The sequence below is a fragment of the Andreesenia angusta genome (assembly GCF_001855385.1).
GTDB classification, from domain to species: Bacteria; Bacillota; Clostridia; order Tissierellales; family Gottschalkiaceae; genus Andreesenia; species Andreesenia angusta.
Genome location: NZ_MKIE01000013.1, coordinates 13991 through 26232, shown reverse-complemented (window position 1 = coordinate 26232; position 12242 = coordinate 13991). Strand labels below are relative to the sequence as shown.

The window sequence follows — 12242 nt, the reverse complement described above, 5'->3', positions numbered from 1 at the left end:
GCGAGCAACCGGCGCCTTTTTGTTGTATAATAGTAGATATAGCAGATTTAGAGGTGGTCATATGATAAAAGAGATAATAGTAGTAGAGGGAAGAGACGACATATCTGCGGTGAAGCGTGCAGTCGAGGCTGAAATTATAGCCACCAGCGGATACCATATAAGTAAGAGCACCATTGAAAGAATAAGAAAGGCCTCTGAGACAAGGGGCATAATAATATTCACAGATCCAGACAGGGCAGGGGAGCTCATAAGAGACAGGCTTTCAAAGCTTTTCAAAGACAGCAAACATGCCTTTCTCCCAGTAGACCAGGCCACAAAGGACGGAGACATAGGCATAGAGAACGCATCGCCAGAGGACATAGTTGAAGCGCTTAAGAAGGCAAGAGCTGAAACAACGGAGGCAAGAAACGAGTTTGGGAAAGAAGACCTAGTTGCGAATGGGCTCTCAGGCTTTCCAGATTCGTCTCTAAGAAGAGAAAAGCTTGGAAGGGTACTCGGAATAGGGTACTGCAATGGGAAGCAGTTTATAAAGCGTTTAAACAACTATGGAGTCACTATGGAAGAATTCAGAGAAGGGATTGAAAAAATAGAAGATGGCAGATAAGAAACTTTACTCACCCAACACCATAAAAGACATAATGGCAAGGCATGGCTTCAAGTTCTCGAAAAAGCTTGGGCAGAACTTTCTGATAGACGGCAATATAATCTCCAGCATATGCGAAAACTCTGAGATCTCAGAGTTGGACGGAGTCATAGAGATAGGGCCGGGCATAGGGGTTCTGACTTATGAACTCTGCAAGCGCGCAAAGAAAGTGGTAGCTATAGAGCTGGACAAAAGCCTTGTACCGGTCATAGAGGAGAACATGGAGGAGTTTGACAACTTCAAGCTTATACAGGGAGATGTGCTGAATGTAGACCTTGAAAAGCTTATAGAAGATGAGTTTTCGGGCATGAATGTAAAGGTGGTTGCGAATCTGCCTTACTATATAACTACACCTATAATAATGAAGCTGCTAGAGGAAAGGCTGAAAATAGACAAGATAGTGGTTATGGTACAAAAAGAGGTAGCGGACAGGCTTTCAAGCGGTCCAGGCTCGAAAGACTACGGGGCAATAACAGTGGCGGTGAGGTACTATTCAGACGCCCATACAATAGTGAAGGTCCCGAACACCGTGTTTATGCCTAGACCCAATGTGGATTCAGCTGTAATAGCCTTGGACATATACAAAGAGCCTAGGATAAATGTAGCTGATGAAAAGCTTATGTTCAAGATAGTAAAGGCGGCTTTCGGACAGAGAAGAAAGACGGTTCTAAATGCAGTAGGCTCGCTTGATATAGGGATATCGAAAGAGGAGCTTAGAGAAGTATTGGAAGGCGAGGGTATAGACCCTGTGCGAAGAGGAGAAACATTTTCAATAGAGGAATTTGCACGGCTTTCAGACAGGATAGGTGAGAAATTGTCGTTGAAATCGCAGTAGACGGGGGCGAAAACATGTACGAAGTTATGGAAGATGAAAAAGCCAACGAATTGTCACAGATATTCAAGGCCTTGGGAGATCCCACAAGGCTTAAAATAATAGAACTGCTTTCTCATGGCGAACTTTGCGTGCTGGATATATCCGAGGGTCTAAGCATGACCCAGTCTGCCATATCCCACCAGTTGAGGACGCTCAGAAACCTCAGGCTTGTGAAGTACAGAAAGGAAGGCAAGCAGGTAATATATTCGCTAGACGACGAGCACGTACTGAAGCTGTTTGAACAGGGGTTAGAGCACGTAAACCATCTATAGTGGGTACTTTACAAGCTCTACAGCTCTTGCAATTGCGGCCATAACCATAATATGCCTTTGCTTGTCTAGTAGAAATGACTTCTTCTCTCCCTCTGAGGCGTTGGGAGGAAAGTACTTAGGAGGAAGGTTGTTCAGAGCTAGAGTCTGTATAAGCTCGAACTCCATGCTGTTCTCATCTAGACCGTAGTCTTTTTTCAGTTCGTTGATTACATCTAGGACGAGCACTTCCATGTAGTTTTTTATCAAAGATTTCACCGGCTTTCTTTTGAATTCAAATTTGAATACGGGGCTATTATACTATGACGAAAATACTATGTTAATAGATTTAAAGTCCCATTATCGGGTATAATACCCTTTAGAATAAAAATAAAAATCAGGAGAGTGATATAAATGGCAAATGTAACAGTATATACAAGCAACACATGTCCACACTGTGTTACGGCTAAGGAATATCTAAAGGAAAAAAACGTGGAGTTTGTAGAGAAAAATGTTCAAACTGACGCTGAAGCTAGAAAAGAGCTTATAAAGATGGGACATATGGGAGTTCCAGTTATAGTTATAGATGGAGAAGAGATAGTAGGTTTCGACAAGGCCAGAATAGATTCTCTTATATAGTGGGAAAATAAAAAAGCGCCAGATATCTGGCGCTTTTAAAAATCCTACTGCTCGTTTAGAGCTTTCATAAGGTCGTCTAGGTTTAGGCCGTGAACACCGGCAGCTTCTTCAAGCGACTCCATTTGAGCTGAAGGGCATCCAACACATCCCATACCGAATCTCATCAGGATTCCCGCTGCCTCTGGCTTTTGTTTTATAAGATCTCCTATAAGCATATCTTTAGTTATCAATTTCATGTCCTCCTTTAGGTAATTCGTAATTATTTTATAAAGATATGATACCACAGTTTTACCTATAACTGTGTGATTAAAATCAAATTATTTATTTTTGCGCCGATATATATTAAAATATCTATATAATACAATAAAGGAGGTCTTAGTTTGACTGAGGAGATATCAATCTTGGCTGCATTTGCGGCAGGCTTTCTGTCTTTCCTGTCCCCGTGCGTGCTTCCGGTAGCTACGGGCCATATAACATATATAACAGGAGCCATAATAGAAGAAGAGCTAGAGGACGAGAAACTGTTCGCCCTGAAGCAGACACTGGGCTTTGTGCTCGGGTTTACAGCAGTCTTTATGATCTTCGGGCTTTCATTTGGAACGCTGGGAATGTTTATGAAGTCGCACAGAGAGATGCTGAACAAGGCAAGCGGACTATTTATAATGGCCATGGGGCTTAATATGCTTGGGGTGTTCAGGTTCAGGCTCAAGGGAAAAAACATAAAGAGGCCACTTGAGATAAGGTCATGGATACAGTCGGTGGCTGTAGGAGGGGCGTTCGGAATAGGCTGGACTCCTTGCATAGGTCCGATACTGGGAGCCATACTTTTCTACGCAGGAAGGCAGGCTGACGCATTCAAGGGAGCTTACCTGCTGCTGTCCTACTCCGTAGGCCTGTCTATACCGTTTCTTATGACAGCCCTGTTTATAGGGAGACTGTCCAAGCTCTGGAATTCAATCGGCAAGCACACCCTCATCCTGATGAAACTAAGCGGAATACTTGTGTTTTCACTGGGGGCTATGATATTCTTTGATAAGATGTACATCATTTCGAACTTGGCGTTTTAAGGGGGAAGATTATGAAAAAAAAGATATATTCAGTTGTCGCAATAGCTTCTATTTCGGCGCTTATGCTTTCCGGCTGTCAGGCCGGAGACGAGGAAAGCAAGCAGGAAGTGAACTCTGTAGATGAAATAGAGCAAGTAAGGGGTGACAGCTCGGAGAAGGCAGAGACCAAAATCTTCGACATAGGAGAGGAAGCGCCAGACTTCAAGCTGGAGTCGCTAGACGGAGAGGTTTTCAGGCTTGAAGAGCTTAGAGGAAAGCCTGTGTTGTTGAATTTCTTTGGAGTGAACTGTCCATACTGCATAGAGGAAATGCCTGACCTAAACAAACTTTATCAAGAAAACAAGGACAGCGCGGCCGTACTGCTTATAAACGGCGGAGAGCCTAGAGAAGCCGTAGAAGGAATACGAGACGAGCATTCGCTAAAGATGCCTGTGCTTATGGACATGGGATTTGTGTCGAGGGACTATATGGTACAGTACGTGCCTTACACAGTTATAATAGACAGCGAAGGCATAATAAATGCCGTGAAAGTAGGACCCATGAGCTATGACGAGATGCAGACCCAGCTCGACATGGCATCAGGGAAATAAGGTCAATCCCGAAAGATTCCTAACACTCAATACAAACTCAAAACAAAAACGGGAGGTAGAAAGAGATGATAATAAACTTAAGCCAGTCGGCTAAAGAAGAACTGGAAAAAATAATGAGCAGGGGCGGAGACAGAAAGCCGAGAATATACTTGGCTGGAATAGGGTGCAGCTCTGCAAGGCTTGGAATAAATGTAGATGAGCCACGAGACGGCGACGTAGAGGTAGAGTCGGACGGTATAGTCTTTCTAGTGGAAGGAGACGTATCGAACGTCATAAAGTCGGTAACTGTAAACTACGAAGCTGAAGGTCTCAGGATGGGGCTTGGAGTGAAAGAGGACGGAGCAAACGTCTGCTAAAAAAATAAAAAAATATGTTTGAAGTGTGTTCATGCGGGATATATATGCAAGAGGTGTATTAGAACTATACGTGAGATGTTAGGAATCGGAGGGATAGAATGCTTTCAAGAACTAAATCCGAGCTTAGAAGAGAGTATACTCAGATGAGGGAAGCTATGGATCAAAGTGAAGTAGAACGCTTAAGTGAAAAGATAATAGACACAATACTCAAGCTACCTGTATTCAAAAGGGCTGAGACTGTGATGGTCTATTTGAACTTCAAGAACGAAGTGGACAGTTTAAAGATGATAGAGGAAAGCTACAAGGCAGGCAAAAAAGTTGTAATTCCGTACTGTGAAAAAGAGACTATGGAGATAATACCTTCAGAGCTTAACGACATTGAGACAGAGATAGTTAAGGGCAAAAACGGCTATCTTCAGACCAAGAAAGACTGTGTAAAGCCGGTTCCAATAGAGGACATCGACTTGATCGTGGTTCCTGGCATAGCTTTCGACAAGAGGTGCTACAGGCTTGGATTTGGGGCAGGATATTACGACAGGTTTTTAAGAAAGCTTAACTTTGAAAAGCCTACTATAGGGCTCTGCTACGACTTCCAGATAATACACAGCATACCTATAGAGGGTCATGACGTGCCACTCGACTTTGTGATAACAGAAGAGAGAATACTGGTAAGACCATAAAAGAGGAGTTTACTTTTTACACTAAAAAGTAAACTCCTCTTTTATTTTATATATACTTCTCCTCGAGAGCTTCAAGGTCGAGTATGACTATTCGCTTGTTGCCTTCAAGTCTCAATATACCTTCGTCTTGAAGCGAACCTAGTTTTCGACTTATGGTCTCTCTGGTCACCCCGATGTAGTTGGCCAGATCCTCTCTGCTGAGGGGCAGGTTCAGAAGAATTTCGCTTTCGCCTGGGACGCCAAAGTCCTTTATAAAGCTCAGCAGAAGCCCGGCTATTCTGGCCTCCACGTCCTTGTTGCTTAAGCTCTGCACAAGGGACTCCAGCTTCTCTATCCTGTCGTAGCTGGACTGAAGTATCTTGAGAGCTATCTCCGGGTTTTCCTTTATTATCTCTTCAAAGTCGTCTTTTGTAAGCTCGCATATATTCACATCATCTATGGCCTGGGCGTTGAACCTAAGCTCTACCTGCTTGAAAAGGCTGATGTCTCCTATAAAATCCCCTTCAGAGAGTATGTAGAGTATCTGCTCTTTCCCATCTCTGTTGTATTTGAAAATCTTTACCTTCCCTCTGTTTATAAGGTAGAGCTTGTCTGATTTATCCCCTTCAAAGAAAACCATCTGATTCTTTTCGTAGTTCTTCTGTACGATCCTGTCTGTAACGGCCTTGAGCTGGCTTTCTTCAAGCGACTTGAATAGAGACACTTTTGTGGCGCAATACCTGCCCTTGCATCTCTTGCAGGCTTCGCTGTCTGTAGACTGGCTGCATATGCTGTTCAAATGACCGACCTCCTCACCTGTGACATAAATCACATCTAGATTTGATTTTCTCGATATACGATGTAGAAACTGCAGTGTATAATTCAAAGTATATTATATCACAAAGGAGATGTTCGAATTGAGTAGATTTTTGGCGCCTATACATTACTGGCTTTTCAATAAAGTAAAATACCACGAGGATTTAGAGGAGCAGATAGTATCTTCTTTCAAGGAGAAGTACGGGGATGGAGTGCTGGACATCCAGAAGAGCTCGGCGGAGAAGTACGGAGAGAAGACCCCGAACGAAGACCTTGAGAATATGATAGACCTTCAAAACATACATGGATGGCTTCAGAAGAAGATAGGAGAGGCTGAGCTTAGACAGGCAGATATAATAGCTAGACTGCTGGAAAACTACAAAGAGGATGCACTTTCGCTGCTAGAGCAGGTGCACAGGGAAGTGGGAGCCAAGTACGGAGCTATTGCAAAAGAGCAGTTGAGCGGAGCGGAAATATCGCCAGAGCAGATATACAAGACCCTCAACGACTACATCCTGGACGGAATGCCTTGCGACAACGTAAGACAGGTTGTTTCAAGCGATGAGAACCTGTTGAGATATGTCCAGGTTCAGTGCCTTCACCTTCCATACTGGAGAGAAGTCGGGCTTGACGAGGACATAATGTACAGCTTGAGAGCTGCATGGGTGGACTCTTTTGTGTCATCGCTCTCGCCAGCGCACGGCTATGAATTCAGCAGAGAAGAGTCTTCGCAGAGACACGATATAGCAGCAAAATAGGAGAGCCTAGGCTCTCCTGTTTTATTTTATGACTGTAGCTGTAAATGTAGGCTGGTCCCAACCTACTTCAGCTCCTAGAGTTTCCGCTATAAACCTTAGAGGAACGAAAGTCCTTCCGTTTGCAGCAAAAGGAGCTACGTCAAGAGTCTTCTCGACTCCGTTGTGGTAGGCCGTCTTGCTTCCGAGGAAGAGCACTATATAGTCCTCTCTGTAGTCTTGTGCTCCGCTTATGACTATAGCCTTCCAGCCCTCAAAATTTGGGATATAGTCCACCTGGGCCCCAATAGACTCAGCCACAAACCTGAGCGGAATAAAGGTCCTGCCGCCGCTTATAAAGGCAGGCTGATCTGTCTCTACCTCGATTCCGTTTATAGTGGGCTTGAGACTTCCTATTGGAAGCTTTATCTCCCTGTTTGCGTATAGCGCAGGAGGTGGGTTGTTGGCAAAGTCCAGTCCAGGAATACCTATAGGGTAGCGTCTTTGGTCTGGAGGGATTACATCAGGCCTAGTATTGTCTATCACGTTCTTAGACTCAAAGCTTCCAGACACCATAAGGCCCCTCCAGCCACCACCCATGCTGTACTCCCCGTCCATTCTTATGCTGATATTCACATACTTGTCTTTTGAAGTTATAGGCAAAGTTATGTTGAAATTGTCTTTGTTAAACCCAGGATAACCGCTCTTTATATACGATTTGTACTCTTTTGTATCTGTGCTTGTCTGCACTGTAACGGTCAGATTGGCTCCGTATCCCCCGCCCATGCTGGCAGTACCTGATACAGTCACCTGATTACCCGAGATATACCCGTCTAGCGCTCTAGAGGTCATAAAGCCTCCCACGTCTTCCATTGTGGTCGCATCCACACCGGATATAGAGTAGTCTATGATCATCCCGTTGAAGTCCCCGCTTACAGGGAAGATACCAGATGATTTAGCGCCACCGCCGTGCTTTGTCTTGTAGTACTTGGCGAAGTCGCGAAGCCTGTCTGTAGCCGCACCACTTGCATAGTGGTCCAGAACCTTTTCAGGATTCACATCCCAGCCTGTCCACTCTTTAAGCTTGGCCAGGTCAGGCTTGAACTTGGCGGCGCTCATTATGTTCATGGCTTCTTCGTATCGCTTAAGCATGGTGTCCCATACAGCTTCTAGTTCTGCGTCTGTCGCACCAGCAGCGGCTTTTTTCTCAAGCGACTCAAAGTACTTTATGGCCATGACGACGTTTTGCATATACTCCACGTTTCTCTCCTGGTAGGCCTTGTCGTCTCTGTTCGGAGATTTGAAGTCGCCGTTTATGTCCTCTAGCCTGTGGATAGTCTCGTGCCAGAGCGTCTGCATTATGCCGTAGTTTTCGTAGTTGGAGGGCACAGATATGTCCTTTTCAAACTTCATCACAGGGTCAAGGTACAAGAAGGCAGGGTAGTAAAGCGCCTCAACCTTGTCGCCCTCATCTCGACCTGAGTTCAAGTCGGGGTCGTGCTCTACATCTATTCCGTCAAGCGCGTTGGAAAAGGTGGTCCTGTTGCCGAGCGAGATGGCTTCGTTGAAATGCGAGTTTTCGAACTGGTTTATATAGTTGTTCACCATACCCTTGGCCAGTTCCTTTGTAGTCAAGTCTGTGTAGTCTTTGGATACAGGAGCCTCCGAATGATCGCTGGACATAGCTATATCCACTTCGGCGATTGCCAGCGGCTGCGCCAAAGAGATCAATACAAACGCTGATGCAACAGCTCTCCTTAAAATTAGCTTCTTCAATTTGTTCAACCTCCTTAAAAAATTCTGAAAACAGATTATCATGGCAATAATATACCCTTTTAAAAGGGTGTATAAGCTGGAGCCAAACTGTATACAATAACAAATAAAAGAGTAAAACAGTTGAAATTATAGGGTATATACTGTACTATATAGATATAAGCACACCCCCCTGGGGGTGGGATATGAAAGGAGATGGTGGATTTGAAGACAAAACTAAACATAGAGGGGATGAACTGCTCGGCTTGCTCTTCTAGGATAGAGCGGGTGCTTTCGGAAAAAGACAGCATACAGCGGGCTGTAGTGAATCTAACTACCTCTAAGGCCATAGTGGAGCATGACGAAAGAGAGACGGCCCAGACGCTTATAGCGCAGATAGAGGAGCTTGGGTTCAAGGCCTTTGAAGAAGAAGAGGGCAGGGATTTCGAGAAAGAGAAGAGGGAGAAGGAAGTCAAGACGCTTAAATGGCAGCTGGCTATATCGGCAGCGCTTACACTTCCACTGTTTCTGGCCATGTTCTTCCATATGGCGGGCATCCACACCATACTCAGCAACGGGTACTTCCAGCTTGCGCTTGCAACGCCGGTGCAGTTTGCAATAGGACAGAGGTTCTACAGAGGGGCCTACCACTCCATAAAGGGTGGAGGCGCAAATATGGACGCCCTTATAGCCATGGGGACTTCGGCGGCGTATTTTTACAGTTTATACCACGTGATAGTGGACATACCTGTGTACTACTTTGAGGCTTCGGCCATGATAATAACGCTTATACTGCTCGGAAAGCTGCTGGAGACTATAGCCAAAGGCAGGACTTCGGAGGCCATAAAGAAGCTTATGGGGCTTAAGGCCAAGACTGCAAGGGTGATTCGAGACGGAGCCGAGCTCGAGCTAGACATAGACGAAGTCGTGATAGGGGACAGGATAGTCGTAAGGCCTGGAGAGAAGATATCTGTAGACGGCAAGGTGGTTGAAGGGAACTCCTCTGTGGACGAATCCATGCTGACAGGAGAGAGCATGCCTGTTGGAAAAGTGGAAGGTGACGGGGTTATAGGCGGAACTATAAACAAGAACGGAAGAATAGTGTTTGTGGCAGAGAAGATAGGAAAAGACACTGCCATCTCGCAGATAATAAGACTTGTGGAAGAGGCGCAGGAGTCCAAGGCTCCGGTGCAGAGGCTGGCAGACAGAATATCTGGAATTTTTGTGCCTACAGTAATGGGAATAGCGCTTGTGACTTTCGTAGTCTGGTTCGCCATCACAAGAGATATGAACAGCTCGCTTATACCGGCGGTGGCTGTGCTTGTAATAGCCTGCCCTTGCGCACTGGGGCTTGCAACCCCTACTGCCATAATGGTCGGCACAGGCAGAGGAGCCGAGAACGGCATACTGATAAAAGGCGGAGAGCACCTTGAAGAAGCCCACAAGCTAGACGCAATAGTGCTAGACAAGACAGGCACCATCACAAAGGGAATGCCTGAGCTTACGGATGTTCAGGCGGTTGGAATAGAGGAAAGCAAGCTGCTCCAGCTAGTAGCTTCTGCGGAAAACGCATCAGAGCATCCGCTTGGAGAGGCCATAGTGAAAGGAGCGGTTCAAAGAGGAATAGAGCTGCTCGATGTTGAGAGCTTTGACAGCATAACAGGAAAAGGAATAGCGGCAACTATCTCTGGGCAGGAAGTGCTGGTTGGAAACAGGGCCCTTATGTCGGACAGGAAAATCGCCGCAGGCGAGGTCTACAGCATGATGGAGGAGTATGAACGCAGCGGGAAAACCGCCATGATAGTCGCCGTGGATGGAGTGCTTTCAGGAGTGGTCGCAGTGGCAGACACGGTCAAAGAACACTCGGCTGAGGCCATTGCAAAGCTGAAGGATATGGGAATAGCGGTATATATGATTACAGGAGACAATGAGAGAACAGCTCAGGCGATAGCTGCGCAAGTAGGAGTAGAAAACGTGCTTGCAGAAGTGCTCCCAGAGCACAAGGCCGAAGAAGTGGAGAAGTTGAAAGCCGAAGGGAAACATGTGGGCATGGTAGGAGACGGTATAAACGACGCTCCTGCGCTTGCAAGCGCTAATGTGGGATTTGCGATAGGGACAGGCACAGACATAGCTATAGAAGCTGGAGACATCACGCTTATAAAGGGAGACTTAAGGGATATCCCGAAGGCCATATCGCTCAGCAAGAAGACTATGAAGACAGTGAGGCAGAACCTCTTCTGGGCCTTTATATACAACACCCTTGGAATACCGGTGGCAGCACTTGGATTCCTGAATCCGATGATAGCGGGGGCCGCCATGGCTTTCAGCTCTGTATCGGTTCTTGCGAACTCGCTTAGGCTTAAAAAATACGAACTTTAGAGGATGGTATATATGAACGAGGACAAGAAGAAGGCCGTGAACCTGCTCAAGACGGCAAGGGGTCAGGTAGACGGGATAGTCAGGATGATAGAGGAAGATAGATACTGCGTAGATATCTCCAAGCAGATACTCTCGGCCATGGCTCTGCTCAAGAAGGCCAACAACAGGATACTCGAGCAACATATAAGGCATTGTGTGAAGGACGCCATAGAGGAAGGAAAAGGCGAAGAGAAGATAGACGAGGTCATTGACATATTAGACGTATATTTAAAGTAGAAGGCGCCCCTCGGGGCGTCTTTTTGCATATATAGAAACTTGAAATATGATTGCGTTTAATATATCATATAAGTTGAGACAGTTCGCTTTTGTTTAAGAAAGTGAAATTTCTAAAGAGAAAGGTAGAGAGAGAGATGGAAAACGACACGAGTCAGACGAGAAGCATCTGATGTAGATTTATCATATAGATTCTATATCGGATGTAAAAGATAGGAGGAAACTATATGATGAAAATTTTCAGATCTACTATGGAGAGAGAGCTTGAGACTCTCGAAAGCTTTGAGAAAGGCTCATGGATAAACTTGGTCAACCCGACAAAAGAAGAGATAGATGAAGTAAGCGAGAAACTCGGTATAGAGCGAGAGGCGATAGTGGCCCCTCTAGACGTTGAAGAGAGCCCCAGGATGGAGATAGAGGACGACTTTATGCTCATAATAGTGGACATACCTATACTGGAGGAGAGCGAGCAGGAAGGGCAAAACAGCTATTTCACGACGATACCGCTCGGAATAATAATATCCGACGATTATATAGTAACAACTTGCAGCGAAGAGACAAACATACTCAAGCTATTTGAAGAGAACAGGATAAAGTCTTTTTTCACATTCAAGAAGAACAGATTTCTGCTTCAAATACTGTACAGAATGGCCGCTAAATACTTAGCCTACCTTAAACAGATAGATAGAAGGAGTTCAAGAATCCAAAGGCAACTCCACAAATCCACTAGAAACAAGGAACTTATACAGCTTTTCGACCTGGAGAACAGCCTTATCTACTTCTCGACTTCCCTGAAGGCCAATGAAATGGCTCTGGAGAAGCTCTTGAAGACAGAGAGCATAAGGAAGTACCCTGAGGACCAGGACCTCTTGGAAGACGTAATAATAGAGGGCAAGCAGGCCATAGAGATGACCAATATATACAGTAGGATTCTGAGTGGAACGATGGACACTTACGCTTCTGTAATATCCAACAACCAGAACACCGTTATGAAATTCCTTGCCATAATAACGCTTGGAATATCAATCCCGAATATAATCACAAGCTTCTACGGCATGAACATAGAGCTTCCGCTTCAAGACAACCCATATGCATACCTCATAATAGCGGGGATATCCATAGTGCTGGTGGTTGGAGTTACAGTGGGGCTTGGTAAAAACAACCCTTTTTAAATACAAAAATAAAAGCTCCGAGGAAATATTTCCTCGGAGC

At 45.3% G+C, this 12242-nt stretch carries 16 protein-coding genes; 12 read left to right on the top strand and 4 right to left on the bottom strand.

Features of this window, described 5'->3' with window-relative positions; translation table 11 throughout:
* Positions 1 to 61: 61 nt before the first annotated feature.
* From rnmV to EUAN_RS10770, 3 genes are read left to right on the top strand one after another with little or no spacing between them, the layout of a single operon-like run.
* The gene (gene rnmV / locus EUAN_RS10780; protein WP_071064399.1) at positions 62 to 604 is read left to right on the top strand and encodes a ribonuclease M5; all 543 of its coding nucleotides are present in this window, start codon (positions 62 to 64) and stop codon (positions 602 to 604) included.
* Entirely contained in the window at positions 594 to 1478 is an 885-nt protein-coding gene (gene rsmA / locus EUAN_RS10775) for a 16S rRNA (adenine(1518)-N(6)/adenine(1519)-N(6))-dimethyltransferase RsmA (RefSeq protein WP_071064396.1), read from the top strand. The genes rnmV and rsmA overlap by 11 nt, the downstream gene beginning before the upstream one ends.
* Before the next feature lie 14 nt (positions 1479 to 1492).
* Positions 1493 to 1789, top strand: coding sequence for an ArsR/SmtB family transcription factor (locus EUAN_RS10770; RefSeq protein WP_071064394.1), 297 nt, complete (start codon positions 1493 to 1495; stop codon positions 1787 to 1789).
* On the opposite strand, the gene EUAN_RS10765 is transcribed toward EUAN_RS10770, so the two are convergent.
* Positions 1784 to 2035, bottom strand: coding sequence for a late competence development ComFB family protein (locus EUAN_RS10765; protein ID WP_084655906.1), 252 nt, complete (start codon positions 2033 to 2035; stop codon positions 1784 to 1786). The two genes, EUAN_RS10770 and EUAN_RS10765, sit on opposite strands and share 6 nt — an antisense overlap.
* Positions 2036 to 2179: 144 nt before the next feature.
* Here EUAN_RS10765 and EUAN_RS10760 point away from each other — a divergent pair, with 144 nt between their 5' ends.
* Entirely contained in the window at positions 2180 to 2404 is a 225-nt protein-coding gene (locus tag EUAN_RS10760) for a glutaredoxin family protein (protein ID WP_071064392.1), read from the top strand.
* A gap of 44 nt (positions 2405 to 2448) precedes the next feature.
* Here EUAN_RS10760 and EUAN_RS10755 read toward each other — a convergent pair whose 3' ends face one another.
* The gene (locus EUAN_RS10755; protein WP_211266356.1) at positions 2449 to 2640 is read right to left on the bottom strand and encodes a DUF1858 domain-containing protein; all 192 of its coding nucleotides are present in this window, start codon (positions 2638 to 2640) and stop codon (positions 2449 to 2451) included.
* 144 nt (positions 2641 to 2784) lie between these two features.
* Between EUAN_RS10755 and EUAN_RS10750 the strand changes: the two genes are divergently transcribed.
* The 4 genes from EUAN_RS10750 to EUAN_RS10735 all read left to right on the top strand — a co-directional run bounded on the left by EUAN_RS10750 (position 2785) and on the right by EUAN_RS10735 (position 5097).
* On the top strand, positions 2785 to 3471 hold the full coding sequence (locus EUAN_RS10750; RefSeq protein WP_071064388.1) for a cytochrome c biogenesis CcdA family protein: 687 nt from the start codon (positions 2785 to 2787) through the stop codon (positions 3469 to 3471).
* Positions 3472 to 3482: 11 nt separating this feature from the next.
* Positions 3483 to 4061, top strand: coding sequence for a TlpA family protein disulfide reductase (locus EUAN_RS10745; RefSeq protein WP_071064386.1), 579 nt, complete (start codon positions 3483 to 3485; stop codon positions 4059 to 4061).
* A gap of 65 nt (positions 4062 to 4126) precedes the next feature.
* Complete coding sequence (locus EUAN_RS10740) at positions 4127 to 4417, top strand: iron-sulfur cluster biosynthesis family protein (RefSeq protein ID WP_071064384.1); 291 nt, start codon at positions 4127 to 4129, stop codon at positions 4415 to 4417.
* A 98-nt stretch (positions 4418 to 4515) separates the two neighbouring features.
* Positions 4516 to 5097: a 5-formyltetrahydrofolate cyclo-ligase gene (locus tag EUAN_RS10735; RefSeq protein ID WP_071064382.1), complete on the top strand. Its 582-nt coding sequence runs from the start codon at positions 4516 to 4518 to the stop codon at positions 5095 to 5097.
* Between the two features lie 46 nt (positions 5098 to 5143).
* Here the strand turns inward: EUAN_RS10735 and EUAN_RS10730 are convergent, their stop codons facing one another.
* Positions 5144 to 5875, bottom strand: a complete 732-nt coding sequence (locus EUAN_RS10730) for a Crp/Fnr family transcriptional regulator (protein ID WP_245674494.1) — start codon at positions 5873 to 5875, stop codon at positions 5144 to 5146.
* Positions 5876 to 5993: 118 nt separating this feature from the next.
* Between EUAN_RS10730 and EUAN_RS10725 the strand changes: the two genes are divergently transcribed.
* Positions 5994 to 6650 (top strand): hypothetical protein, encoded by a 657-nt coding sequence (locus tag EUAN_RS10725; RefSeq protein ID WP_071064381.1) that lies wholly within the window; start codon positions 5994 to 5996, stop codon positions 6648 to 6650.
* Between the two features lie 21 nt (positions 6651 to 6671).
* Here the strand turns inward: EUAN_RS10725 and EUAN_RS10720 are convergent, their stop codons facing one another.
* The gene (locus EUAN_RS10720) at positions 6672 to 8402 is read right to left on the bottom strand and encodes a copper amine oxidase N-terminal domain-containing protein (protein ID WP_071064379.1); all 1731 of its coding nucleotides are present in this window, start codon (positions 8400 to 8402) and stop codon (positions 6672 to 6674) included.
* Between the two features lie 201 nt (positions 8403 to 8603).
* Here EUAN_RS10720 and EUAN_RS10715 point away from each other — a divergent pair, with 201 nt between their 5' ends.
* From EUAN_RS10715 to EUAN_RS10705, 3 genes are all read left to right on the top strand, one after another.
* A complete protein-coding gene (locus EUAN_RS10715) occupies positions 8604 to 10757 on the top strand; it encodes a heavy metal translocating P-type ATPase (protein WP_245674493.1) in 2154 nt (717 codons plus the stop codon).
* A 12-nt stretch (positions 10758 to 10769) separates the two neighbouring features.
* Entirely contained in the window at positions 10770 to 11033 is a 264-nt protein-coding gene (locus EUAN_RS10710; protein ID WP_071064375.1) for a metal-sensing transcriptional repressor, read from the top strand.
* Positions 11034 to 11257: 224 nt separating this feature from the next.
* Positions 11258 to 12202 (top strand): magnesium transporter CorA family protein, encoded by a 945-nt coding sequence (locus EUAN_RS10705; RefSeq protein WP_071064372.1) that lies wholly within the window; start codon positions 11258 to 11260, stop codon positions 12200 to 12202.
* Positions 12203 to 12242 lie beyond the last annotated feature (40 nt).

What these genes read in the sequence shown, in the direction of transcription:
- rnmV (WP_071064399.1), top strand. Translation starts at nt 62, where the DNA reads ATGATAAAAGAGATAATAGTAGTAGAGGGAAGAGACGACATATCTGCG.
- rsmA (WP_071064396.1), top strand. Translation starts at nt 594, where the DNA reads ATGGCAGATAAGAAACTTTACTCACCCAACACCATAAAAGACATAATG.
- EUAN_RS10705 (WP_071064372.1), top strand. Translation starts at nt 11,258, where the DNA reads ATGATGAAAATTTTCAGATCTACTATGGAGAGAGAGCTTGAGACTCTC.
- EUAN_RS10755 (WP_211266356.1), bottom strand. Translation starts at nt 2,640, where the DNA reads ATGAAATTGATAACTAAAGATATGCTTATAGGAGATCTTATAAAACAA.
- EUAN_RS10710 (WP_071064375.1), top strand. Translation starts at nt 10,770, where the DNA reads ATGAACGAGGACAAGAAGAAGGCCGTGAACCTGCTCAAGACGGCAAGG.
- EUAN_RS10760 (WP_071064392.1), top strand. Translation starts at nt 2,180, where the DNA reads ATGGCAAATGTAACAGTATATACAAGCAACACATGTCCACACTGTGTT.
- EUAN_RS10770 (WP_071064394.1), top strand. Translation starts at nt 1,493, where the DNA reads ATGTACGAAGTTATGGAAGATGAAAAAGCCAACGAATTGTCACAGATA.
- EUAN_RS10735 (WP_071064382.1), top strand. Translation starts at nt 4,516, where the DNA reads ATGCTTTCAAGAACTAAATCCGAGCTTAGAAGAGAGTATACTCAGATG.
- EUAN_RS10745 (WP_071064386.1), top strand. Translation starts at nt 3,483, where the DNA reads ATGAAAAAAAAGATATATTCAGTTGTCGCAATAGCTTCTATTTCGGCG.
- EUAN_RS10740 (WP_071064384.1), top strand. Translation starts at nt 4,127, where the DNA reads ATGATAATAAACTTAAGCCAGTCGGCTAAAGAAGAACTGGAAAAAATA.